General features: G+C 55.1%; 21 protein-coding genes. 12 read left to right on the forward strand and 9 right to left on the reverse strand.

From position 1 onward, the window contains the following. Positions 1-24 precede the first annotated feature (24 nt). From sufC to I6J23_RS08910, 4 genes are all read left to right on the forward strand, one after another. Positions 25-783, forward strand: coding sequence for a Fe-S cluster assembly ATPase SufC (sufC, locus tag I6J23_RS08895; protein WP_012731590.1), 759 nt, complete (start codon positions 25-27; stop codon positions 781-783). Positions 784-889: 106 nt separating this feature from the next. After that, entirely contained in the window at positions 890-2,161 is a 1,272-nt protein-coding gene (locus I6J23_RS08900; protein ID WP_204581770.1) for a cysteine desulfurase, read from the forward strand. Next, complete coding sequence (gene sufU / locus I6J23_RS08905; RefSeq protein WP_204581771.1) at positions 2,158-2,658, forward strand: Fe-S cluster assembly sulfur transfer protein SufU; 501 nt, start codon at positions 2,158-2,160, stop codon at positions 2,656-2,658. The genes I6J23_RS08900 and sufU overlap by 4 nt, the downstream gene beginning before the upstream one ends. A gap of 139 nt (positions 2,659-2,797) precedes the next feature. Beyond that, a complete protein-coding gene (locus I6J23_RS08910) occupies positions 2,798-3,259 on the forward strand; it encodes a metal-sulfur cluster assembly factor (RefSeq protein ID WP_204581772.1) in 462 nt (153 codons plus the stop codon). Between the two features lie 49 nt (positions 3,260-3,308). Here I6J23_RS08910 and I6J23_RS08915 read toward each other — a convergent pair whose 3' ends face one another. Beyond that, positions 3,309-4,619: a lycopene cyclase family protein gene (locus I6J23_RS08915; protein ID WP_204581773.1), complete on the reverse strand. Its 1,311-nt coding sequence runs from the start codon at positions 4,617-4,619 to the stop codon at positions 3,309-3,311. A 151-nt stretch (positions 4,620-4,770) separates the two neighbouring features. On the opposite strand from I6J23_RS08915, the gene I6J23_RS08920 reads away from it, so the two are divergent. Both I6J23_RS08920 and I6J23_RS08925 read left to right on the forward strand, forming a co-directional pair. Continuing rightward, positions 4,771-6,399 (forward strand): ABC-F family ATP-binding cassette domain-containing protein, encoded by a 1,629-nt coding sequence (locus tag I6J23_RS08920; RefSeq protein ID WP_204581774.1) that lies wholly within the window; start codon positions 4,771-4,773, stop codon positions 6,397-6,399. A 79-nt stretch (positions 6,400-6,478) separates the two neighbouring features. Further along, positions 6,479-7,150: an NAD(P)H-binding protein gene (locus tag I6J23_RS08925; RefSeq protein ID WP_204581775.1), complete on the forward strand. Its 672-nt coding sequence runs from the start codon at positions 6,479-6,481 to the stop codon at positions 7,148-7,150. On the opposite strand, the gene I6J23_RS08930 is transcribed toward I6J23_RS08925, so the two are convergent. The 5 genes from I6J23_RS08930 to acnA all read right to left on the reverse strand — a co-directional run bounded on the left by I6J23_RS08930 (position 7,130) and on the right by acnA (position 13,163). Further along, positions 7,130-7,870: a glutamine amidotransferase gene (locus tag I6J23_RS08930; RefSeq protein WP_204581776.1), complete on the reverse strand. Its 741-nt coding sequence runs from the start codon at positions 7,868-7,870 to the stop codon at positions 7,130-7,132. The two genes, I6J23_RS08925 and I6J23_RS08930, sit on opposite strands and share 21 nt — an antisense overlap. A gap of 68 nt (positions 7,871-7,938) precedes the next feature. After that, the gene (locus tag I6J23_RS08935) at positions 7,939-9,297 is read right to left on the reverse strand and encodes a PFL family protein (RefSeq protein WP_204581777.1); all 1,359 of its coding nucleotides are present in this window, start codon (positions 9,295-9,297) and stop codon (positions 7,939-7,941) included. 12 nt (positions 9,298-9,309) lie between these two features. Further along, positions 9,310-9,579: an ACT domain-containing protein gene (locus I6J23_RS08940; RefSeq protein ID WP_204583036.1), complete on the reverse strand. Its 270-nt coding sequence runs from the start codon at positions 9,577-9,579 to the stop codon at positions 9,310-9,312. 203 nt (positions 9,580-9,782) lie between these two features. Then, a complete protein-coding gene (locus I6J23_RS08945) occupies positions 9,783-10,343 on the reverse strand; it encodes a TetR/AcrR family transcriptional regulator (RefSeq protein ID WP_204581778.1) in 561 nt (186 codons plus the stop codon). 30 nt (positions 10,344-10,373) lie between these two features. Next, on the reverse strand, positions 10,374-13,163 hold the full coding sequence (acnA, locus tag I6J23_RS08950) for an aconitate hydratase AcnA (protein ID WP_046202312.1): 2,790 nt from the start codon (positions 13,161-13,163) through the stop codon (positions 10,374-10,376). A gap of 1,050 nt (positions 13,164-14,213) precedes the next feature. On the opposite strand from acnA, the gene I6J23_RS08955 reads away from it, so the two are divergent. Both I6J23_RS08955 and I6J23_RS08960 read left to right on the forward strand, forming a co-directional pair. Continuing rightward, a complete protein-coding gene (locus I6J23_RS08955) occupies positions 14,214-16,661 on the forward strand; it encodes an NlpC/P60 family protein (protein ID WP_239454894.1) in 2,448 nt (815 codons plus the stop codon). A gap of 156 nt (positions 16,662-16,817) precedes the next feature. Beyond that, positions 16,818-17,999 carry a ferrochelatase gene (locus tag I6J23_RS08960; RefSeq protein WP_239454895.1) on the forward strand — a complete coding sequence of 394 codons (1,182 nt, stop codon included), beginning with the start codon at positions 16,818-16,820 and terminating at the stop codon, positions 17,997-17,999. Between the two features lie 39 nt (positions 18,000-18,038). Here I6J23_RS08960 and I6J23_RS08965 read toward each other — a convergent pair whose 3' ends face one another. Continuing rightward, complete coding sequence (locus I6J23_RS08965; protein WP_204581779.1) at positions 18,039-18,818, reverse strand: hypothetical protein; 780 nt, start codon at positions 18,816-18,818, stop codon at positions 18,039-18,041. 81 nt (positions 18,819-18,899) lie between these two features. Here I6J23_RS08965 and I6J23_RS08970 point away from each other — a divergent pair, with 81 nt between their 5' ends. Genes I6J23_RS08970 through I6J23_RS08980 form a run of 3 tightly spaced genes read left to right on the forward strand, consistent with a single transcriptional unit; the run spans position 18,900 to position 21,465 of the window. After that, a complete protein-coding gene (locus I6J23_RS08970; protein ID WP_204581780.1) occupies positions 18,900-19,730 on the forward strand; it encodes a DUF3097 domain-containing protein in 831 nt (276 codons plus the stop codon). A 52-nt stretch (positions 19,731-19,782) separates the two neighbouring features. After that, positions 19,783-20,217 (forward strand): NfeD family protein, encoded by a 435-nt coding sequence (locus I6J23_RS08975; RefSeq protein WP_204581781.1) that lies wholly within the window; start codon positions 19,783-19,785, stop codon positions 20,215-20,217. Positions 20,218-20,277: 60 nt separating this feature from the next. Continuing rightward, positions 20,278-21,465, forward strand: a complete 1,188-nt coding sequence (locus tag I6J23_RS08980) for an SPFH domain-containing protein (RefSeq protein ID WP_412523831.1) — start codon at positions 20,278-20,280, stop codon at positions 21,463-21,465. Here the strand turns inward: I6J23_RS08980 and I6J23_RS08985 are convergent, their stop codons facing one another. After that, positions 21,466-22,071, reverse strand: coding sequence for a MarR family transcriptional regulator (locus I6J23_RS08985; protein ID WP_204581783.1), 606 nt, complete (start codon positions 22,069-22,071; stop codon positions 21,466-21,468). Between the two features lie 21 nt (positions 22,072-22,092). Further along, on the reverse strand, positions 22,093-22,998 hold the full coding sequence (locus I6J23_RS08990; protein WP_239454896.1) for a TVP38/TMEM64 family protein: 906 nt from the start codon (positions 22,996-22,998) through the stop codon (positions 22,093-22,095). A 283-nt stretch (positions 22,999-23,281) separates the two neighbouring features. Here I6J23_RS08990 and I6J23_RS08995 point away from each other — a divergent pair, with 283 nt between their 5' ends. Next, positions 23,282-25,144, forward strand: a complete 1,863-nt coding sequence (locus tag I6J23_RS08995; RefSeq protein ID WP_204581784.1) for a methylmalonyl-CoA mutase family protein — start codon at positions 23,282-23,284, stop codon at positions 25,142-25,144. Positions 25,145-25,167: the final 23 nt, after the last annotated feature.

The following is a 25,167-nucleotide window of genomic DNA, read 5'->3' on the forward strand; positions in this document are numbered from 1 at the left end:
GGATCATCAAACACAAGGAGAACAATGAGTACCCTCGAAATTCGCGACCTCGAAGCTGTCGTCAAGCCTACTGAACCAGGGGAAGAGCCAAAGCAAATCCTTAAGGGCGTCAACCTGACCATCAACTCAGGTGAGACCCACGCGATCATGGGACCTAATGGATCGGGCAAGTCAACGTTGTCATACACCATTGCTGGCCATCCTCGTTATGAAGTCACCGGTGGGGAAGTGCTATTAGACGGCGAAAACATCATCGACATGTCTGTGGATGAACGAGCCCGAGCCGGTTTGTTCCTCGCTATGCAGTACCCGGTCGAGGTCCCCGGCGTGTCAATGGCTAACTTCCTCCGCACGTCAGCAACCGCGGTGCGTGGAGAAGCTCCACGGCTCCGTGACTGGATCAAAGAAGTTAAGGACGCCCAAAAAGAGCTAAAAATCGACACCTCATTTTCCGAGCGTGCCGTCAATGAAGGTTTCTCCGGTGGCGAAAAGAAGCGTCACGAAATTCTGCAGCTTTCGTTGCTCAAACCCAAGTTCGCCATTCTCGACGAGACAGACTCCGGACTCGACGTCGATGCCCTTCGTATCGTTTCCCAAGGGATCAACGACTACAAAGAGCAGAACAATGGCGGAATCATGCTCATTACGCACTATAAGCGCATTCTGAACTATGTGCGCCCTGACTTTGTGCACGTCTTCGCCAACGGCCGCGTCGTTACGACTGGTGGCCCTGAGCTCGCCGACAAGCTCGAAGAAGAAGGCTACGACGCTTTCGTAGGCTAACCAGCCCCACAGTGAATGGCGATCATGACGACGTCGCCATTCACTTTTTATTCACACACTTTTTAGATGCAACCAGCGAAAGCTTGCAAGAGGAAGGTTACTGACGGTGGAAATTCCAGAGCTCACACGAAACGGGGTGTTGAATGTCGACGCAGTGCGCGCGGAATTCCCCATCCTGCACCGTACTGTTCGCGACGATAAACCCCTCATCTTTTTAGACTCCGGTGCCACATCACAACGACCGGAACGTGTGCTTCGCGAAGAATTTCACTTCCTCACCCACACCAATGCGCCCGTTCACCGCGGCTCCTATCAACTCGCAGAAGAAGCGACAGAAGCCTATGAGAATGCGCGCGAACGCATCGCTCACTTCGTCGGGGCTGATGAACCCGAAATTGCGTTCACCAAAAATGCCACAGAGGCACTCAATGAAGTCGCTTACCTCTTGGCCGATGATCGCGCCGGGGAGCTCCAGGTTAAAGAAGGCGATGAAGTCGTCGTCACAGAAATCGAGCATCACGCTAACCTGATTCCGTGGCAAGAATTGTGCCGCCGTACAGGTGCCCACCTGAAGTGGTATTCAGCAACTGATGATGGGCGGGTAGACCTTGATTCCCTGACGTTGAGTGATCGCACGAAGGTTGTCGCCTTTACCCATCAATCGAATGTGACAGGTGCCCAACCAGACGTGGAAAAGCTTGTGTCGCGTGCCCATCGCGTCGGTGCAGTGGCGGTGCTCGATGCATGCCAGTCCGTGCCACACAAAACAGTGGACTTCCACGCACTTGACGTCGATTTTTCGGCGTTTTCGGGACATAAAATGCTGGGCCCGAATGGGGTAGGAGTCATGTACGGTAAGGCGGACATCCTTGCCCAGATGCCACCCTTCCTCACTGGTGGTTCCATGATTACGACAGTCAAGATGGATCACTCTGAATACACAGAGCCACCACAGCGGTTTGAGGCTGGAACGCAGATGACCAGCCAGGTTGTCGGTCTCGGGGCTGCCGTACAATTCCTCCAGGCTATCGGGATGGACGCTGTCGAAAAGCACGAGCAGATGCTCACTAAATATGCTTTGGAGAAACTCAACGACATTGATGGGCTGCGTATCATTGGCCCCACAACGCCTGAGCACCGGGGCAGTTCGGTGAGCTTCTCTCTCGACGGGGTCCACCCTCACGACCTCAGCCAGGTTCTCGATGACGACGGCATCGCTGTCCGCTCTGGCCACCATTGTGCGTGGCCCATCCACCGTCGGATGGGAATTCAGGCTTCGGCGCGCGCATCGTTTTATATTTACAACACTCTCGACGAAGTAGATAAGCTGGCAGAATCTATTTGTCGTGCACGAGACTTCTTTGGGGTGACGCGATGAGACTCGAATCCATGTACCAGGAAGTGATCCTGGATCACTATAAAAATCCGCAACATGCGGGCTTGAGGGAACCTTTTGACGCAGAAGTGCACCACGTCAACACGTCCTGTGGTGATGAAATAACCCTGCGCGTTCAGTTATCGGACGATGGGTCAACGATCCAAGACATCTCTTACGAGGCGTCGGGGTGTTCTATTAGCCAGGCGTCGACGTCGGTTATGGCCGAGGAATTGATCGGCCAAAGTGTCGACGATGCGTCGAAAAAACTCGCTGAGTTTGAACGGATGGTGACGTCCCGTGGGCAGGTTGAGGGCGATGAGGATCTCATTGGAGATGGGATCGCATTTGCCGGCGTTGCTCAATACCCCGCTCGCGTGAAGTGCGCGCTGTTAGGATGGAAAGCTCTTCAAGCCGCAGCCACCGAGGCGATGGCTGACGCGGGCCACGATAAAGCCGCAGCACAGCTGAACTCATCGTCGTCAACAACAAGCCCATAGTCTTCGGTCGATAGCCTTTATTGGTTATACCGGACTGAGCATCATCAATGCTTTATGGGACTAGAAACAATCAGTGGAAACAATGACAGCCGGGTAATCCCCGTAGACAGCGCCCATCCAGGAAGAACGAGGAGTTCCAATGGCACAAGACGACACGACCACACAAGATCAAGCTGCCAGTTCGTACGAATCCTATGACGACGCAGGTTCGGTAACGGGACCGGGAACGGGGATGGATGGCTCCATCCCCAGCGTTCCGGATCTACCGCCCATGGACGATGACCAGCAGAAAATCGCTAATGCGGTCCAGGACAGCCTGTACGATGTCGTCGACCCTGAGCTCGGCATCAACGTTGTTGATCTCGGGTTGGTTTACGACATTTGGGTCGACGACGATGACAATGTTGTGGTCTACATGACATTGACCTCTCCTGCCTGCCCGCTCACTGACATGCTGGAAGACCAGTCAACAGATGCCGTGGTCGGCCGCGGTATTGCTGACAATATGCGTATTGAGTGGGTGTGGACTCCGCCGTGGGGACCACACATGATTACTGAAGAGGGCAGAGAGCAACTCCGTGCCCTCGGGTTCGCTGTCTAGCTCGGCTTGAGTTCGGGCATTTCGTGCCGACGTGAACCACCGACCCGACTTACCGACGTGGGAGCGGGGTGGCACTCCCACGCCACAGAGACATAAACATGCGTCGGGCCAGTGAACGTTTGGCTTTACGTTCCTGTCGTGAATGTCCGTCCGGTTTAATCATCACCCTCACGAGGCGAGCGACGACGGACACCATGGATCGGGCGATATCCAACCCGTGAGAGGACGTCAGGTAGTCGCGAATCCGTGGCGGGGACATGGCGAAGAATTCGCGATAAAACAGGCGCATCTCCTCTGGTTTCAGTTGGAGCGTTGCGCCCAAGCCACGCCGTTGAAGCCATCCTGCCACCCATCCTCCAGGAGGCCCGTGTACTGCTCCGACGGTACGTTGAAGAAGGCTCGGGTATCGGGCCCAATGGGCAGCCCAGCCGATTTCTTTATCAGCGCGATCTATCGCAGTTCCGATGCTGTAACCAGTGGCAGCGTGCATCAATCCCGCAGCTGCACCCCATGGAAAAATGCTTGTCACACCGTTGTTTCGACGTGTTACGTGCGGGATTCGTCGTCGTAGGGGTGCGACGGGAAAACTCACGACTTCCTCGCGAACAGCGTGCCGACGCGCGGTTTCTGGATCAATACCGAGCTGTTCGAGTCGCCGGTCGAGCGCCCATCGCAAATGTTCCACTTGCGCTGTTTCGGAATGTGGCGAGTGCTCAGGCCCGCGGCATGATGTTGCGACAATTGTTTCCTCGATCAGCCATCGGCCGTGTCCCAGAGGCATCCGATAGTTGAACGTCATACGAGAAAATGCATCAACGCCTGGATGGGCCGTCGTCGATGCACCGTCATCGGATGTCGGGCGGGAACAAGAAGCACTGTCAGGTAATGTTCGCATGTCCATCAGCACTGACCGACGGTGGTCGCGCGGTAGAAGATGCTCGGGGAGGACTAGCCCTACCGCGAGTTGCCGAACTGGGAGGAAACCACCGCTCGACGCGCGTGTATCAATGACCACGTGCCCGTCGTCACGCGTGGAGTCATACCACTGGTCGTGAATAGATAGAGATTGCGTGCCGCCCGCGTCACGCAACTGGTCACGTAACGCATCCGGATTGAGAATGACATAGGTCTCCGGAAGGGCAACTTCCCAACCGTCGCCGCACACACGTGGCCGAGACTGGGAGAAATATGGATGCGGATGCTGACGTAGCCACTGCGGTATTTGGTGTGCCCACGCACCCATCGTCGGCGGGTAATGCGAACCATGTGGGTCCCAGCATTCCACGGAATAACCGGAACGGAGCGCAGCAACAGACGCTGCTGTTCCTGCAGGACCTAGCCCGACCACCGAAAAACGCATAACCTCACTGTATCGTCAGAGCAGCATCGGAACTGGAACGAGGATTAGCGAGGGGCAACACCGTCCGTAAAACACTGAGTAGTTCGCCCAACGGTAAGGCCATAGTCGATGGTGTGAACAAAGCCGCGTCCACGCGATATACTGCCGGCTTGTGATTACCACCGAGGATCTTGACGTTCGCGTTGGCGCGCGAACACTTCTGACAGCACCTGGACACCATCTGCGCGTCCAAGCCAGGGATCGCATCGGTCTTGTGGGCCGCAACGGTGCAGGCAAAACGACGACCATGCGTATTTTGGCGGGAGAAACACAGGCTTACGGTGGAACTGTTAGTCGGTCCGGCGATATTGGGTACCTTCCCCAAGATTCAAAAGAAGGCGATATCGAACAGTCGGCACGGGATCGTGTGCTATCCGCCCGTGGGCTCGATCGGCTTCGCTCTTCCATGGATCGGCAGCAGGAAATCATGGAGACCGGTACCGACGCTCGTCGCGATGCGGCGATCCGCAAGTTTTCGCGCCTTGAAGAGCGTTATCACTCGTTGGGCGGGTATGAGGCTGATGCTGAAGCCGCGCGGATTTGCGATGCGCTTGGCCTTCCCGCGCGCGTGTTAGATCAGCCACTCAAGACTCTTTCAGGTGGTCAACGGCGTCGCGTCGAATTAGCTCAGATTCTCTTCGCAGCGTCCACCGGGGGTGGAAAATCCGACACAACGCTGCTCCTCGACGAGCCAACGAACCACTTGGATTCAGACTCCATCACATGGTTGCGCGATTTCTTGTGCAAGCATGACGGCGGTTTAGTGGTTATCTCTCACGACGTTGAATTGCTCGAGGCCGTGTGTAACAAGGTGTGGTTCCTGGATGCCACGCGGGCCGAAGCCGATGTGTACAACATGGGGTGGAAAAAATACCAACAGGCACGCGCCACCGACGAGACTCGTCGTCGACGTGAAAAGGCAAATGCGGAAAAGAAAGCCGCAGCACTACGGGCTCAGGCTGCACGGTTCGGGGCGAAGGCAACAAAAGCAGCTGCTGCCAAGCAGATGCTAGCGCGCGCAGACCGCATCGTCAGCGAACTCGATGAGGTCCATGTATCGGATAGGGTTGCGCATATTTCATTTCCTGAACCTGCTCATTGCGGTAAAACTCCGCTCAACGCCCACGGTTTAACGAAGATGTATGGGTCTCTCGAAGTTTTCGCTGGGGTGGACTTAGCCATCGACAAGGGTTCCCGCGTCGTCATTTTGGGTTATAACGGTGCTGGAAAGACGACCCTCCTTAAGCTCCTCGCCGGCGTCGAACGGAGCGATGGGGAAGGGGGAATTGTTACTGGCCACGGGCTCAAAGTTGGCTATTTCGCGCAGGAGCATGACACGATCGACCCCGACGCTTCCGTGTGGGAAAACACTGTTCAGGCATGTCCCGATTCCGGTGAACAAGACCTCCGCGGTCTCCTCGGTGCTTTTATGTTCTCGGGCGATCAGCTTCAGCAGCCGGCTGGCACCTTGTCTGGTGGTGAGCAGACCCGTCTTGCGTTGGCGGCTCTTGTTGCGTCTCGCGCGAACGTCTTGCTCTTAGATGAGCCGACAAACAACCTTGATCCTGTGTCGCGTGAGCAAGTCCTTGCGGCTTTACGGACGTACACGGGTGCGGTTGTCCTTGTCACGCACGATCCTGGAGCAGTCAAGGCCCTTAATCCGGAGCGTGTCATTGTCCTTCCCGATGGCGACGAGGACATGTGGAATGACGAGTATATGGAGATCGTGGAGCTCACGTAGACGGGCGACTATGTAATGCGCCCCTCGAGTCGGGCGCACCACCCTGGCAGAATCAGAAGAAAGTCCTTAGAGTGGATGTATGTCTGATAAGAAGAATGTACTAATCATTGGTGGACACGGTAAAGTTGCGCTGAAGCTCGCACCCCTGCTGGTGAGAGATGGTTTCAGCGTTCATTCACTCATTCGGAATCCAGATCAGAGTGAGGACATCACCAAAACCGGCGCAAACCCGGTTGTTAAAGACGTCGCCTCCTTGACCGCTGAAGAGTGGGATGAGCTTCTCATTGGCGTCGACGCGATCGTGTGGAGCGCCGGAGCTGGTGGCAAGGGTGGTACCGAAGCGACCTATGCCGTCGACCGCGACGCAGCGATAGCATCGATCGATGCTGCTCAACGGTTAGAGAGCTCCCCGCGCTACATCATGGTCAGCTTCTGGGGCTCTACAACCGTCGACCTACCCGAGGACAACTCGCTCTATCACTATTCACTAGCCAAGCGTGCTGCGGACCAACATCTGTTGGATTCCTCATTAGATTTCGCCATCCTGGCACCGACGGCGCTCACCATGGAGCGGGCCAAAGGAATCGACGTCCACACCGTAGAGGACACCGCAAACCAGGAGCGCCCCGCAGATACGTCCCGAGAGCTCGTCGCTCACGTAGCAGCGTATGAGGTTGAAGCACCGACTGCGCCGAATAAGATCATTCCGTTCGCCGACGGTGACTCGCAGCTAGGCGACGCTCTGGGATAGCTCCCGAGAGTATGAGCGGCAGAAATCGACGAAGTTTGCGAGAATCTGCCGCGCGGGGGATACGTCGACTTTCGCGGTAGCGTTGACGATGGACGTGAACTCATCGACGCCGAAGTAACCGTAGTTGCGGTAGAACTCCATCCGCTGACGCAGCCCCGACGCATCCATTTCGGCGTGGAATTGTGTGGCCCACTGTGTCTCACCAATCCGGAAAATCTGGATCGGGCAGGCATCACCATATGCCAACAGGGTGGCGTCCTGGGGGAGGATCTCTATATTTTCCGTGTGGCCGGTAAATGCTTGGAACGTTAAGGGAAGCGACCGGCACAGAGGGTCCGACGCGGCAGCGTCGGTCAAGCGAACCTGCGTCGGTCCGGAGTCTTCGGGATGAAGGCGGGCGATGGTTCCGCCATGAGTATCTGCTAAGACATGGGCGCCGAAGCAGATATTAATGACGGGAATCCTTATGCCTGTGAGGGCTCTTAGAAGGCGCTCGATGTGCTCCTGCTCATCGTCCTTATGAGGGTTTGTCACCGTATGGGGCGAGCCACCGACGAAGATGCCGTCGATACCGTGAAGATCTCCCAGTTCAGCGGATTCGCTATCAAGCATTCGCTGTTCAAGCTCGTGAGGTTGAAGGCCGCTAGCGCTCATGAAGTCATAAAGTTCGCTTGCGGCAACATCAGCTCCGTGACGAGGCGAGAACAGCACAAAATTCATAGCAGACAGCTTAGTCTATATGGATAGATCTTGTAAATTCGCTTTTCAAGGCCAAACAATGCCAGAGATTAATTCCTAAAACCATGAACAGGCGCAGGGAGCTGACCGCCGCGACGAATAAACGTTGCTGACGATGCTCCATGAACTGGCATGATCGGGGCTCGTCCCAGAAGACCACCGAAGTCAACGTCGTCTCCCACGGTCTTCCCGGGAACCGGAATAACTCGTACAGCAGTTGTTTTATGGTTCATCATACCGATCGCTGCTTCGTCGGCAATCATCCCAGAAATCGTCTCTGGGGGAGTATCGCCCGGAACTGCAACCATGTCCAACCCCACTGAACAAATCGAGGTCATTGCCTCTAATTTATCCAAGGTGATTGACCCTTCGCGAGCCGCATCAATCATGCCAGCATCTTCACTAACTGGAATGAAAGAACCTGATAGCCCACCAACATGCGAGCAGGCCATCATCCCGCCCTTCTTGACCGCATCGTTCAGCAAAGCCAAGGCTGCCGTCGTGCCATGCGTCCCGACCTTCCCAAGCCCCATTTCCTCAAGAATATGAGCGACCGAATCACCGATTTCAGCAGTAGGGGCGAGGGAAAGATCGACAATTCCAAAACGTTTACCTAGGCGTTCTGCGGCTAGTGCCCCCACGAGCTGTCCCATCCGAGTCACTTTAAAGGCGGACTTCTTAATGACTTCCGCCATGTCATCAAATGAGCAATCAGGCACCTTTGCGAGGGCACGTTGGATAACCCCGGGGCCTGATACGCCGACGCTGACTACGCAATCGGGCTCCTCAATTCCATGGAACGCGCCGGCCATGAAGGGGTTGTCGCCAACAGCGTTGGAGAAGACGACGAGTTTGGCTGGCCCCAACACCGAGTTCTCTGTGTTGGAGTGTGCCGATTCAACGATCACTTCACCCATCCGCCCGATGGCGTCCATATTCAGTCCGGCACGGGAGGAGCCAATATTGACCGATGAACATACCAACCCGGTGGATGCCAGGGCTTCGGGAATGGAATCGATAAGCGCCCGATCGTATTTCGTCATTCCCTTTTCGACGAGGGCAGAATAGCCGCCGACGAAGTCCACACCGGTGGTTTTCGCCGCTTTATCCAAGGCGTGAGCAAGGGGTGTCGGATCCACACAGTCTGAGGCAGCGGCGACGAGAGACACAGGGGTGACTGATACGCGCTTGTTGACAATAGGTATTCCGAGTTCTCGGGAAATCCCTTCGGCCACCGGAACGAGATGCTCAGCGCAGCTCGTAATGGTGTCATAAATATGAGTGGCAGCCTTCTCGATATCAGAATTCGCACAGTGGAGAATGTTGATTCCCATGGTCACGGTGCGAATATCGAGACGCTGCTCCTCAATCATGGAAATGGTCTCGAGAATATTATGCTTTGTATCCATACCAACACCGGCCTATAACTCGTGCATGGCACGGAAAATAGCTTCCGACTGAAGACGTATCTTGAGTTTCTGCTCTACCTCTACGGGTTTCATAGCATCCTGTAGAGCATCGAGACTTTGAGAATTCTCATCAAAATCTACTTGCAGAATCATGGTGAAATAATCACCAATAATTGTTTGAGACACGTTAGTAATATTTGCGTCTACTTTTGCCAATTGCGTGGCCACAGCAGCGATAATTCCGGTGTGATCTAACCCGGTGACGGTCATGATCGCGATCATGTTATACAGAATAGCGGGAACCCATAGCAGGAAAACAACTGCGCTTCCATCCCTCATACGTGCCTGATACGTGGCGTTTTTGCTCGCACGTGGAAGTCTGGCGCGGCGTCGTCAAGATATGCACGCAGCACCGTCAAAGGCATGAGGGTATGAAAAAAGAGGCGCTACATAACGCAGCACCTCTGTGGTTGGCCTAACACGACCTACTTGCGCAAACTGTCTTCCAAAACATCAAGGGCGAGGGGTAACTCCGGAGCAGTATCACCTGCACCAACGGCAGAGAGCACCCCATCAAAAACGACGATCAGCAACGAACAAATGACCTCAGGGCTGACATCGGTCCGCATGACACCGTCGTCTATCTGCTGGGAGACCCTTCGCCGCACCGCATCGTCGATACGCTTGTGTTCGCTATTCCAACGACAACGAAATGATGGGTCAGTCCGGACGAGCCTTCCCACTTCGAGCTGGGTTAATGCCCATTGGTATCCATCAGGATTGTCGACGATGTTTCGCATAACGTCGATCAGTCCGTGAGAGGCTGCAATGTCTGCCATGTGAATCGCGTCTTCGCGCGCTAGTTCAAAGAACAGACCTTGTTTATCGCTAAAGTGGTGGAAGATCGCTCCGCGGGTTCGTCCGGTCGCCTCCTCGAGCCGCCGTACTGTTGCGCCTTCGTAGCCGTATTCGGCGAAACATGTACGCGCGGCGTCGAGAATCTGTGACCTCCTTCTTTCGAGGTCAACGTCACTGACTTTAGGCATGACCAATACCTGTTGCGAAGGCAGTCTGCCTTAGCTGTCTTCCTTCATCATCCGACGCAGGACGTACTGGAGGATGCCTCCGTTCCGGTAGTAGTCTGCCTCACCGGGTGTGTCGATACGAACAACTGCATCGAAGTTGACGGTTTCACCGTTTTCCTTCGTCGCGGTCACCTTGACCGTCTTCGGGATGGTGTCATCGTTGAACTTCTCGATGCCTTCAATGTCGTAGGTTTCCGTGCCATCGAGGCCCAGCGACTTCCAGGATTCGCCCTCTGGGAACTGAAGCGGGATGACGCCCATACCGATCAGGTTGGAGCGGTGAATACGCTCGAAGGATTCGGCAATGACGGCCTTAACACCCAACAGCAGGGTGCCCTTAGCTGCCCAGTCACGGGACGAACCGGTGCCGTATTCTTTACCGCCCAAGACGACGAGAGGAGTCTTTTCCTTCTCATAGTTCAGCGCAGCGTCGTAAATGAAGGACTGCGGTCCGCCTTCTTGGGTGAAGTCTCGGGTGTATCCACCGGAAACCCCATCAAGGAGCTGATTCTGCAGGCGAATGTTGGCGAAAGTACCGCGGACCATGACTTCGTGGTTACCACGACGAGATCCCAATGAGTTGTAGTCCTTACGGGCCACACCCATGGAGTCCAGGTACTGGGCCGCCGGGGTACCGGGCTTAATTGCCGACGCGGGGGAGATGTGGTCAGTGGTCACTGAATCGCCCAACAGCGCGAGGACACGAGCGCCCTTCACGTCCTCAACCGGATCCGGTTCGACGGACATGCCATCGAAGTAAGGGGCACGGCGAATGTAGGAGGACTCATCATCCCACGCGAATGTTTCACCATCCGGGGTATCCAGGTTCTTCCAGCGGTCGTCGCCTGCGAAGACATCTTGGTAGTCCGTCTCGTACATTTCACGGGAAATGCTGGACTCGATCGTGGATTCGATCTCATCCGTGGAGGGCCAAATGTCTTTGAGGTAGACGTCGTTGCCATCCTGGTCTTGGCCAAGTGGCTGCTCGTCAAAATCGAAATCCATCGTCCCGGCAATTGCGTAAGCAATAACCAAGATAGGCGATGCAAGGTAGTTCATCTTGACGTCTGGCGAGATGCGGCCTTCGAAGTTCCTGTTACCGGACAGGACAGCCGTTGCGGCAAGGTCAGCCTGGTTAATGGCCTGTGAGATTTCGGCGGGCAGTGGGCCGGAGTTACCGATACAGGTTGCACAACCGAAGCCGGAGAGATAGAAACCGAGGGCTTCGAGGTCTTTCCAGAGGTCAGCGCGCTCGAAGTAGCCATTAACAACCTGCGAACCAGGGGCACAAATGGTTTTGACCCATGGCTTCGCGTGCAGTCCCTTTTCAGCAGCCTTACGCGCGAGCAAACCTGCGCCAACCATCACTGAGGGGTTGGAGGTGTTAGTACACGAGGTAATCGATGCAATCGCGACCATGCCGTGGTCGAGCGTGTATTCGCCACCTTCAGGGGACTTCACGACGATCGGGGACGAGGGGCGACCCTCAGCGCCCTCGGCGGCAGATTCGCCATGGCCAGGCCGGGACTCGTTGTAGTCGGCGACATCTTCCTTAGCAGGAGCATCTGCTTCGACAACGTCCTTGACTTCGCCATCACTGTAGTTGTGAAGGTCCTTGCGGAACTGAGCCTTAGAATCGGTGAGCTCGATGCGGTCCTGTGGGCGCTTAGGTCCAGCGATCGATGCAACGACCGTCGAGAGATCCAATTCGAGGTACTCGGAGTACTCTGCCTCCGGAGTGTTCTCGTCAAGCCACATGCCTTGTTCTTTAGCGTAAGCCTCGACGAGAGCGCACTTCTCTTCGGAACGGCCAGTCAAGCGTAGATACCTGATTGTCTCTTCATCGATCGGGAAGATGGCCGCTGTCGATCCGAATTCTGGCGACATGTTACCGATGGTTGCACGGTTAGCAAGCGGCACTGAAGAAACGCCTTGGCCGTAGAACTCAACGAACTTACCGACGACTCCGTGCTGACGAAGCATGTCGGTAATGGTGAGGACGACGTCCGTCGCGGTCACGCCGGCGGGGATCTCACCCGTGAGCTTAAATCCAACAACGCGTGGCACCAGCATCGACACCGGCTGGCCGAGCATGGCAGCCTCGGCTTCAATACCGCCGACACCCCAGCCCAGAATTCCGAGGCCGTTTTCCATCGTCGTGTGGGAGTCAGTACCAATACATGTATCCGGGTAGGCAAGACCGTCACGGTCGAACACGACCCGGGCGAGGTACTCGATGTTTACCTGGTGAACAATGCCTGTTCCCGGGGGAACAACCCGGAAGTTGTCAAAGGCGCCAGTGCCCCAACGGAGGAACTTGTAACGCTCGTCATTGCGCTGGTATTCAATTTCGACGTTCTTCTCGATGGCATCTTCGGAGCCGAACGCTTCGATAATCACTGAGTGGTCAATGACCATCTCTGCAGGGTTGAGCGGGTTAACCGATTCTGCCTTGCCACCCAACGTGACCACCGCGTCGCGAATGGTAGCGAGGTCAACGATGCAGGCGACACCCGTGAAGTCCTGCATAAGGACGCGGGCCGGGGTGAACTGAATCTCAGTATCGGGCTCTGCGCTCGGTTCCCAGTTTGCAACAGCTTTGATGTGGTCAACAGTAGTGTTCTTGCCATCCTCGTTGCGGAGGAGGTTCTCTCCCAAAACCTTGAGGGAGTACGGTAATTTTTCCATGCCAGGAACGGCGGAAAGACGGAAATAGTCATACGACTTATCTCCAACCTTCAACGTCGATTTGGCATCAAAGGAGTTCTTACTTTCTGACACAGCGAGCTCCAGTCCTCTTCTCTTTCGACTTTCAGGGGTTACAGCTGTCAGAAAACTACTGACAAAGCTGCACAACGTCGTGATTCCTCATGATCCATTGTGGCAGCATTCAAGGCCGCCTGCGCGCAATACCTTGAACTTTGCTCTCAGAATCCCATGACAAGGGGGTTTGCCCAGCATATTGCAGCCCAAACTCTAACAGTACAGACGTACTGTAAGCGAATCTGGGGCCTTATTCACCCCCAAAAGTTACTTCCGGGGCCTGAAAGTTGATCCTGTGAGATCAAAAGGTCGCCCACAAGGCATTGATTCCTTTCACTTGGGAAACGTATTGGGGTAAAGCATTCACTTACGACGCGGCACGCAGCGTCGACAACCGCATGGGAGAGTTAAAGATGCGCGCCTCAAATAGAGCGCTCGCTATCGCGTTACAGTCGGCGACTTTCGGCGGGTTAGGGCAGAGGACTTAAGGAGGCCCGAGAGCGACCCCTTCTGGCGCATTTATTAGCTGATCCACAAACTAAGGGGAAGCGCCACAGCGTTCCCAAACCTTCAACCTCAACTTGAGGTTCAAGTTGACACGCCGAGAATATTCAAAACGTGGTGTAAATCACACTTTGTAATTATTCCGTTATCATCCCTGGTCAAGCCTTTAAGCGAGACTCTTGTCAGGATGTGAAGCTTGTTTTTTATGTGATTAGAGTTTCTTCCGATGTTCACGTGCTCTACGGTGGCACTGTTCAAAAAAATAAAGCTGTGCAACCAAAGTCGATACAAGTCAACCCCTGAGGCTAGAGAAGACTCTTCAACCATCCGCCAACCGGGCATGCGGGGAAGTATGCCCGATTGACAGAAGGTGAGGGGATCGGCACACCAACGTGGCTACAGTGGGCAGAAAGTCGTCAAGCTTTAAACCTTGACTTTCCTGTTACCACTTCCGTGGGTCGCTAGGTTCCGTAGCAAGGCTGGTTATCAGGTTTCTACCTCTATTGACTGACGGCTTCAGGCATAGCTCAGACGATGAATGCTTCCGATCAAAGGAGAAATGGCGTGGTAGACCGCAGGGCCTTCCGGACGTCCCATCCGCGACATGCACGCACTCGGCTTGCGGCCGTCTTGCTGTGTGCCGGGCTAGGGGTAACCTCTGCTCCACATGCCATGGCAGCGCCGAACGACGATCCCAATTCCGTCGCGTCGCTTGCCAACGATTTAACTCAGGCACAGAAAAAGCTGACTGAGCTGCAAAATGAACAAGGCGGCATCCGTCAAGAAGCAAATAAGACTGTGTATGAGCTGGATGAGGCCACCAGCGATGCAAACGATGCACAGGAGAAGGTTGTCCAGGCACGGGCGAGGCTCGACAAGTCCCAAAAAGACGTCGAGGAAGCCCAGGACAAGTTAAACTCCCTGTCGCGTTCGCAGTACACGCAAGGTCAAGATTCCAATGCGGTGACGATGGCAGCTGGGGAAGATGCCGTCGCTAATACTCTTGACCGCGCTTCATACTTGCGCACCGAGGCAGCGAAGCAACGCAAAGTTGTCTCGCAGCTAGACAAGGTGCGTACTCAGGCTGCTAATGAGGAGTCCTCTCTCCGCAAGCTGCTTGCCGACGCCTCCGCTAAGCGTAAGGACGCGAAGGAATCCAAGGACAAGGCTCTTGAAGCGATTCAAACAGCGTCACGAAAAGCAGCGGACCTGCAAAAATCTATCCAGGAAGCCGAAGCTCGCAAGAATGAGATCCAGTCACGCCTCGACGAAGTAAAGGGCGACAAGACTGGTTCCTCTAGCAATTCAACAGCGGCGCCGGCTCAGAACAACGCCAGTGACACAAGTGCGGCAAGTCCTTCCACCTCTGCTTCGGCAACGCAGGACACCAAACCGGCTTCGGATTCTGCATCACCAGCTAATAACGCTGCTGACAACCAGGACAACTCGTCGGACAGCGCTTCGTCTGACGACCAATCGAGCACAAGCTCTGCGCCGACAACGGAGCAATTAGCGTACGACACGGCTAATGACGGTGATGCGGGGGCCGGCGAGCCCAAGCAGGAATCCACCGAGCCCTCGTCGGATGCAACTGAGCAGCCGTCTTCAAATGAGCCAGCTACGGCTTCCTCGGAGAATTCTGCCCAGGATCAGCAGGATTCTGCGCAGAATGACCAGGCAGACAGCTCCAGTAGTGCAGATAATGCGGACGACCAGGGCGCTAAGGCCGACCAGGGCATTGACTACGCTGCTGCAGATCAGACCGAAAAAGAGCGGTCCGAAGCTGCCGTCGACGCGAAGCAGAAAGCTGATAACGCTTTAGCTGCCGCCAAGGATGCCAAGGAGAAGGAAGACAACGGCGATCCAACCGTTGAGCAGGCACGTCAAAATGCAGCCAACCTGGCGACGATCGCTTCCGAGGCGGTCAAGCGTGTAGAAGAGTTGACCGAAAAGCTGCGGCAGATTTTGGGTGCAGCCTTCGATTCCTCGTCTAACGACGCTGACAAGGCGCTCATCGGGCTCACCTCGAGTGGCTTGGCGGCCTTAGCAGCCGGACTGAAGGCAGGCCAGGAAGGAAACGACCCGGTTGCTGCCGCCGTTAATGGCGGGCGTCAGGCAGCGCGTCAAGCGTGGGACCAGATTCAGAATCAGTCCGATAACAGCGGCAGTAACGCCGGTAACACCGGTAGTGCTAACACCGGTTCGGGATCTGCGTCTACGGCAACGGACAACACTGGTAGCGGCTCGGGTAGCGACAACAGTGGATCCACGGCTTCTGGTTCCAGCTCGACGAGATCTGACAACACGAGTAATGATCAGAGCAGCAGCTCAACATCGTCGGGTAGCACTGGATCAACCAGCACTGACACCGACAGCGATGGATCCGACTCGGACGACGAATCCACGTCGACTACTTCGCAGCTAGTCAACGGTCTCAAGAACAACTCTGACGCCTTGAACCGAGTGACCGACGGTACTGACCAGGCATCACTCGCTACCTCAATTGGCGGAGGAAACTCAGCCAATAGCTCCACGACGGGAACGACCAACACAGGCGACAATGCACAAACCGCAACCAGCGGTTCTGCAGAAACCCGGATCAACGCCGTCATCGCTCGTGCGCAATCACAGCTAGGGGTGCGTTACTCCTGGGGTGGCGGAAACTACTATGGCCCGACCGTCGGCATTAGGGATGGCGGGGTCGCTGACCAATACGGCGATTACGCTCACGCTGGTTTCGACTGCTCCGGCCTGGTGCTGTACGCCTTCTACATCGCTGGCTTCAAGTTGCCGCACTACACAGGAGCGCAGTACCAATCGGGAACTCAGTATCCTGCTTCCCAGATGAAGCGCGGTGACCTGATCTTCTACGGTCCTAATGCTAGCCAGCACGTCGCAATCTACCTGGGCAACGACCAGATGATTGAGGCACCTGAGTCCGGCTCAGTCGTCAAGATCAGCCCAGTTCGTTATGGTGGCATGACTCCGAACGTTGTCCGGCTCATCTCATAAACTAGGCTAGGTCTGCACTCCACACGCACTGCTCACTCCCGTCCTTATCGACGTGGGGATCACCTTGCCGGTACGGTCGTGTACTGGCACGGCACGAGCGCAGCGTGTGGCTTTTGCCGTTAACACCATTGTCTACTGAGAATTGAGACTGTTGAGATGGCCATAAACGATGCCCCGGCGTTGACAGAACCGCCTGGCAGGAAGGACGATCGACCGGCGCACAACCAGATCAACGCCAACGATTGTGGCAACTCACAGACCAGTGAGTACCCCGTTGACGCTATCGTTGTCGCCTCATTCGGTGGCCCAGAAGGACTAGATGATATTCGTCCTTTCCTCGAAAATGTAACTAGGGGTCGTGGCATCCCGCCGGAGCGTCTCGACGAAGTAGGAGAACACTATCACCACTTCAACGGCATCAGCCCTCTTAATGGTTTAAACCGCGAGATCATTAGACACGTCGAAAAAGAACTTGAAAAGCAAGGTCGCAATCTCCCTGTGTATTTCGCTAACCGGAATTGGCATCCATTCTGGAACGAGACCATAGAGAAGATGGCTCATGACGGAATCCGCCATGCGCTTGTATTTGCTACCTCTGCATGGGCGGGATATTCGGGATGCCGTCAATATGATGAAGACATTGAAAAAGCACGACGCCATTGCCATGACCAGGGAATTACGCCCCCGGATTTAACGAAGCTGCGTCAGTTTTACGACCACCCAGAGTTCATCGAGGCTGAAGCAGAAGCCGTACAAGAAGCACTCGCCAAAATACCCAGCAACAGGAGAGAAGACTGTCGAATAGTTTTCACAGCTCACTCTATTCCGGTCTCCGCGGATAAGACGTCCGGAAACCCCGATGATGGGGACTACCTGTATTCACGGCAAATTTATGAGGCCGCACATTTGACGGCCACCAAACTTGGGCTGTCAGACGATGATTTCGACCTCGTCTGGCAATCGCGTTCCGGCCCACCGCATATTCCGTGGTTGGAACCCGATATTGTGGATCATATTTCAACACTCCACGACCAGGGGATTCCGGCTGCGGTTGTGTCTCCTATAGGGTTCGTGTCCGACCACGTAGAAGTGGCATGGGACCTTGACACTGAGCTAGCTCATGAAGCAAAAGATTTTGATATGGCCATCGAGCGGGCGGCAACCGTGGGGCCAACGCAGCGATTCACCCGAATGATCATCGATTTGATCGATGAATACATCGAAGGCAGAGAGCCTCTCCGCCTCGGCGGTGAGCCCCAACATGGATGCAGCCTCAACGGGGTCCCGTGTTTTGACAACTGCTGTGTTCCCCCGGCAAAGCACAAACACCATAAATAGTCGCAGAGATTACCTAGGGATTGTTCATCTTGGTATCGATTACCTAGGTATCGCACGAAGCATCTCGCGGACAGCGTAATCCAGCGAGGCTATCCGGGCCTGCCGAATAACCCTGAGCAGAGGGAGGACGTGCTCGTCCCACGTTGCTCCATTGTCGGTAGCGCGCGCTGTATCAATAATTGCTGATAGATGGTCAGCTCGCGCGGACAGCTTCTCTGCTCTCGGATTAAAACCTGCAGGAAAACCAGCAGAGTCATAAAAATCCGTCAGAGTTCCCACCCGAAGCCGTACATCCGGGACATCAGCAATAGCTGCTCGCATCGATGTAATCATCGACGCAGCGTTCCTCGTAGCCTCGGAAAGAGCTAAATCAGCTTCACCAATCGCTGGTGCCGGAGGAGCCGGCACGTCTTCCCCAATTGACGACGCCGTTAAACGCGGGATCCCGTCGGAACGAGAGGGAATAACCAATACGCGCGAATCTGGATCCCCAGACGAAATCACCAATCCCGCTCCCGCGCGGGAAATAGCCTTCTGGTCATCCGAATGACCGGGCACGTGCGGAGGATCACCGGGCGCTGCCAAAACTATACGGACGAGCGGGTCGTCGGCAGTGTGATCGGAATAATCCGACGCTGCCTGTCGGAGTTCACCCAACAAGTGGACCATCTCGTTGCGCGGAAGTGAATACAGATCATGCCACGCATCAATAGTGTCGTCCGTCGACGCCTCACCAATGAGCCAAAACGCTGTCCATGCTGCTGACCGGTGGACGCGCGCCCACTCATTGCACAGGCCCGAGATAGTTGACACATTCATGGCGTGCCACCATAGCACCTCTCACGGGATACCGTGTCCTCGTCTCACCAGGTTCACGTCGCCTCAGTACACTTCCTCGGTATGAGTTTCCACGACCGCTATTCAGGTGACATCTATGCCGGGCATCCACGCTCCAAGCCCCGCGAGTTCCCCGTACTCCCAGCTAAACCTGGCTTAGTGGTTGAAGATATCGCCAGTGGTTATGTGGGAGCGATCGTCGAATTTGAGCGGACATACGACGGAGATTTCGTTCGGTTGGAGGACCGATACCGACGAACGCGTCTGTTCAAAATGCGCAAAGGGGCGTTCCTCTACGAAGGAAAACCCGTCACATTAGTCCGCTATGTTCCACCAAAAGATCCACGACAACAACGAAGCGCATCCGGATCACGGCGTGTAGAAAACCTGCGTGCCAAAGTAGCTGCTCCATCACGAATCTGGGTCGAAGGCGTCCATGACGCGGCGATCGTGGAGCGTATATGGGGCCATGATCTTCGCGTAGAAGGCGTCGTCGTCGAGTACCTTGAGGGTCTCGATAATGCACCGCAACGGGTACAAGATTTTCATCCCACTGCTGAGCGTCGTATCGGGATCCTCGCCGACCACCTGGTTGAGGGTTCAAAGGAATCGTTATTGACCCAGGAGCTTGGTCCGCATGTCATGGTGACTGGTCACCCGTTCATTGACATCTGGGCTGCCGTCAAACCATCGTCCGTTGGTATCAAGGCCTGGCCCGACGTTCCTTATGGTGAGGATTGGAAGACGGGTGTGTGCCGACGGCTCGGATGGTCGGATCCGAAAGAGGGGTGGAACCGTGTCTACAACAGTGTGAATTCGTTCCGAGACGTCGATTCCTCGCTCATTGGTGCGGTTGAACGACTGGTCGATTTTGTCACCGTCGGGCCCGAGTAGGCAGAAACGACGACCCTGTTTTCTGTCATAGCCTTTCTGTACGCTGGACAACGTGAATGCCTTGGTGTGGTTTATCGGTGCGGTACTTCTAGCTGTGCTGGAGCTTTTCGGTGGCGATTTCGCACTATTGATGTTGTCTGGCGGTGCTCTCGCCGCAGCAGGTGTGTCTTTTTTCCAGGCCCCGCTCTGGGTCTCAGTCGTGGTTTTCGCTGTTGTGTCATTAACACTCATGTTCGTTCTGCGTCCCTTTTTGAAGCGCAAACTCAGCGAAAAGATCGAAACAGCGGATTTCTCGCCGCGAGCCTTGGTGGGAACAACAGGGGAGACGGTCGAGCAGATTTCGTCCTCATCGGGGATTGTTCGGCTCAATGGCGATTTCTGGTCCGCTCGGAGTGCCTTTCATGACGACGTTTTCGAACCTGGGGACACCGTCGTGGTGAGCCGCATTGAAGGCAACACAGCTTTTGTCTTAGACAGGAGGGATTAATTCATGAGCGCTGGCACTATCGTGATCGTAGCCATCATTGTGGTCATCGTCCTTATCATCATGATGTCCATCAAGTTGGTCCCACAGGGGACGGCGGCAGTCATTGAACGACTCGGACGGTACACGAAAACTGTCGAAGGGGGAATAACGTTCCTCATTCCATTTGTCGACCGTGTCCGATCCCGCGTGGATACCCGCGAACGTGTCGTCAGCTTCCCGCCCCAAGCGGTGATTACGCAGGATAACTTGACCGTGGCAATTGATACCGTGGTCACGTTCCAAATAAACGACCCCATGCACTCCATCTACGGTGTGGATAATTACCTCACCGGTGTTGAGCAGACCACGACGGCTACGCTTCGTGATGTCGTGGGTGGCATGACGCTGGAAGAGACTTTAACGTCACGCGAGGTCATTAATAGACGTCTCCGTGGTGAACTGGATAACGCCACGACAAAGTGGGGGCTGCGTATTAGTCGAGTCGAGCTTAAAGCGATTGATCCGCCACCGTCGATTCAGCAGTCGATGGAAAAGCAGATGAAAGCAGACCGCGAAAAGCGTGCCATGATTTTGACTGCGGAGGGTCAGCGCGAGGCTGATATCAAGACTGCCGAAGGTGAAAAACAAGCGCGTATCCTTGCCGCCGAGGGCGAAAAGCATGCTGCCATCTTGCAAGCGGAAGCCGAGCGCCAGGCTGAAATTCTTCGCGCCGAGGGACAGCGAGCAGCCCGTTACCTACGCGCACAGGGTGAAGCTCGCTCCATCCGTAAGGTGAATGCTGCTATCAAAACCTCGCAGGTCACGCCGGATGTTCTTGCTTTCCAATACCTCCAAAAGCTTCCTGAGATGGCTGAAGGATCTGCCAACAAGATGTGGCTGATTCCGTCGCAATTCGGTGATGCCCTGGAGTCCTTCACCAAGCAGTTCTCAGACAAGGATTCCGACGGGGTATTCCGCTACGAAGCTCCTAGTGTCGACGAAGAAACCAAGGCAGAGGCAGCGACGGATGAGGATGACGACTGGTTTACCACTCAGTCGGCCCCAGAAATCGCCAAAGCCGTCGCTGAGGCAAACGCCGTCGCGAACAAAACGGTGGATGATCCATTAGACAGTGCTCTGGCCGCTAAACGGAACACGGCGAAGAAGCTCGGGGAAGATCCCTCCACTGCGGGTTCAGAGAGCATCGACGTTGCCGATGCTGACGATCAACCGGACGTCGATTCACCGGAGGACGCGTCGAACGAATAGTTAAAGTTCCTCTGCTCGGGTCAAAAGGTGGACGGCAAGATCCCATCCCGCTTGCTCTGCCTGCCAGCCCGCCGCGACAAGACGCTGCGACATTGCTTGTTTAGAGATACCGAGCTCTGCCGCAGCGTCATTTTGTGTATACCCCTGCCGCATGAGCGCTGTTGCTTCTCGACCTTCCTCAGTCCTCCGGGTTAGCACGTGGCCGATCAACGAAAACGCCGCGGAAATATCTGAAGCGAGCTCTGAACTTGCTATGGAAGAGTCCTGGGAGATCGTGGCTATCGACGCGCCCACTGTGCCGGCCCGCTTACCTGTACAACTACGGGCGACAACGGACGGATCGTGTCCTCCTATTCCAATCCCAATAGCCCACTCACCAGCAGAAAGAAAAGCCATGACGACTTGCGCTTCAGATTCTGCGTCGCGGGTAAGAAGTGAAATCTCTTCCACGCCTTCTACTGTGGACTTGAGAACTCCCGCCAAGTGCTCCATAGCCTGAGCACTATTTTTTACGTATTCCGCCCGTCTCATGGTCCGTCCCCGGAACCGAGCATGTACTGCAAAAAGTGATCGAGCCGACGTTCCTCGCGTGTGAGCCATTGCCATGAAGTCAAGGATACTAGCTTGTCATATTCTCGTGTTTTCGTGCGTTTCAATCGTGGTGTCGTCTTTACTTGCCCGTGGTGGCCGCGCAATATCGACAATTAAGCCCGTCAGGCCGACCCCAAAAAGTATGACACTGATCAAAATGGTTAAGGGGCTACCTTGTCCCGCCGCAGCGTCGCCAACGAGAACAGTAGCGATCGTACCTGGAGCCGACCCAACTACCGTTGCCAAGGTAAAGGGCAATGCGTTTATCGACGACAAAGCACACACATAGTTCAGAACAGAAAATGGGACGGCGGCAATCATGCGGAGAGAACCAACTGCTAGCCAGCCGCGGCGTCGTAAATGGGCATTAACCCCATCGACAGCAGGGTGGGTGAGGCGTGACTGCACCCAGTCTCGTCCCAGACGGCGAACAATGAGCAGGGATAGTAACGCTGAACATCCGGTCGATATCAGCGCGACACCTATGCCAATAAGCGGGCCGAAGAGGACGCCACAACTAAGGGTAAAAACTGTCCGGGGTATTGGAAACTGGGTTGCAAGAATATAAACAGCCGAAAAGACAAAGGGAAACCACCACCCAGCACCCACGGACCAGTCTCTGAAGGTGGTCACTGAGGGGAGTGGAACGACGAATAGGGCGGCTCCCAGCGCAACGAGGATGATAACACTCAGCACTTGATTGAGACGTGTCCAACGCAACCAACCGTGACACACATCGCGAATGATGACGCCGATGATATTGAGGAACTGCGCTAAAGCTCGTGACGTTGTTGTTATGGCATGACGGATCCAGGATCGTCGGCCGGGTGAGTCGGCCTGAGCGCACGTTTGAGTTACTACGTCACGTCGTCGCATAACGTCGGCAAGCCTACCTTCTGGCTGCTCCGTGGATAAGAAAGGTGACCCCAGATTGTGGCTCACATTATTCACCACACATAGGGGAGACGTACGTCACATCACGCTAGAATTGACAGATAATTCGCTATCAAACGGGCGGTAGCGACGTGGAGTCGGGAAAATATCAACCAATGGGGACTACCCTGAGAAGGGAGTGAACGTCGTGCAGGCTCCGCTGTGTTTAACGAAAACACCTGCAAGATAACCATTATGAATGGTGTTGCCACAGCATCGCTGAGCTAGACCACTGCACCGGTTCACCTAAAGAGATTAACCTACTTTGAACGACCAGGACGGAGGGTCAGTTGTGACTGACTCACAGGTTGGCACGGAAGATGCCGCCCTGCAGCACGAATGGTATCGGGCAGTTGCGAAAGTTTTTGCTCGAACCCGCAAGCAGGATCCTTCCGACGTTCCGGATGATGTGTGGAAGAAGCTCATCAAGCCGACTTACGACGGAATAGATGTCAAACCGCTGTATATGCGGACCGATCAAGGACCAGAACCATCTGCTCCCGGTGAATTCCCATATACACGTGGAGCTAAGCTCCTTGAGGCTGACAATGCCGGATGGGGAATTCGCGAGGTTTTTGGACCTGCCGTCGAAGTTAATGCAACTGCCGGCGGACAGAGCGCGAAAGACATTAACAAGCGAATCCTCCACGCACTGAATGTCGGGACCACAGTTATTGAGCTCAAGGGAATTCAACCCACGGATATCTCAGGAGTCCTCAATGACGTCTATCTTGATCTTGCCCCGATTGCGCTTGCTACCCCCTCTGAAGAATTAGGGGACGCTTTTCTCGATTTCCTTGAGGCCAATGGCGACGACAAGACGACTGCTGACCTCGGCGCTTCACCGCTGACGTCAGGCTTCGATTCATCGCAAAGTGTTGATCTCGACACAGCCATTGCATGGGCAAAGAAAGCATCTCAACTTCCCGGGGCAGTTCACGCCATCACTGTCAACGGTGTTTCGTTAAGCAACCAAGGTGCTACAGACTCCCAAGAAATTGGGCTGGTCCTGGCGGCAACGCTTGAGTATTTGCGGAAGCTTACCGAAGCAGGTCTATCTGTCGATGACGCAGTCGATCAGATTTCGATTCGTCTCGCCGCGACCGACGACTTCTTCTCGACGATCTGTAAATTCCGTGCGCTCCGGTCGCTTCTGGCACGCGTGTGGGAAGTGTTGGGGATTGTGGAGCATCCTTTGCCCGCGATCCATGCGGAAACAGCACCAGTGATGTTCGCTCAGCGCGACCCCTACACGAATATTCTCCGGTGCACGATTGCTTCATTTGCGGCAGGCGTCGGTGGGGCCACGAGCGTACTGGTTCATCCCTTCGACTATGCAATCAAGAATGGGTTGCCGGGAGCTCGACGTAGCTTCGCTCATCGCATTGCGCGAAATATCAACCTTCTCCTTTTGGAAGAGTCTCACTTGGGATTTGTTGCTGATCCCGCTGGTGGCTCGTACTACGCTGAGTTCTTCACCGACCAGCTCGAGGAGAAGTCATGGGGAGTCTTAACAGACGTCGAATCTAAGAATGGCTTCATCGCTGAAACCGATAACGGCGATATTCAACGACTCCTCGACGAATCGTATGAAAAACGGCGCGACGATATTGCTCATCGCCGTACCAAGGTGACAGCGATCAACGAATTCCCGAACCTTGCAGAAAAGCCTTTGGCGGCCGATCTGCGCATCGAGCCGACGGGCGTTCGGCGTTGGGGAGCAGATTTTGAGGCGCTGAGGAACAGGTCGGACGCGTTCTTCGAGAAGGAAGAGAAGCGGCCTGTCATAAAATTGGCGCCTCTCGGCCCCCTGGCCAAGCACAATATTCGCACTGGTTTCACCACGAACCTCCTGGCCTCTGGTGGTATCCAGGCGGATAACCCAGGACAAGTCACCCCGGACGACGAGAACTTCGCAACTCAATTCAAAGACGCCCCCATCGTGGTCGTCTGCGGTACGGATGCGGAATATGCAGAGAATGCTGGTTCCGCTATCGATGCCCTGCGAGCTGCAGGAGTGAAGAAGGTTCTCCTGGCGGGCGCTCCGAAGGCCGTTGAGAATCTCGATGATTCTTCAAAGCCTGATGACTACCTGAACATGAAGATTGATGCAGTCTCGACGTTGTCGGGCCTGCTCGATGAGCTCGGCGCATAATCGCTGTTAGGACTGTGACAACA

The organism is Corynebacterium kroppenstedtii (assembly GCF_016894245.1).
Lineage (GTDB): Bacteria > Actinomycetota > Actinomycetes > Mycobacteriales > Mycobacteriaceae > Corynebacterium.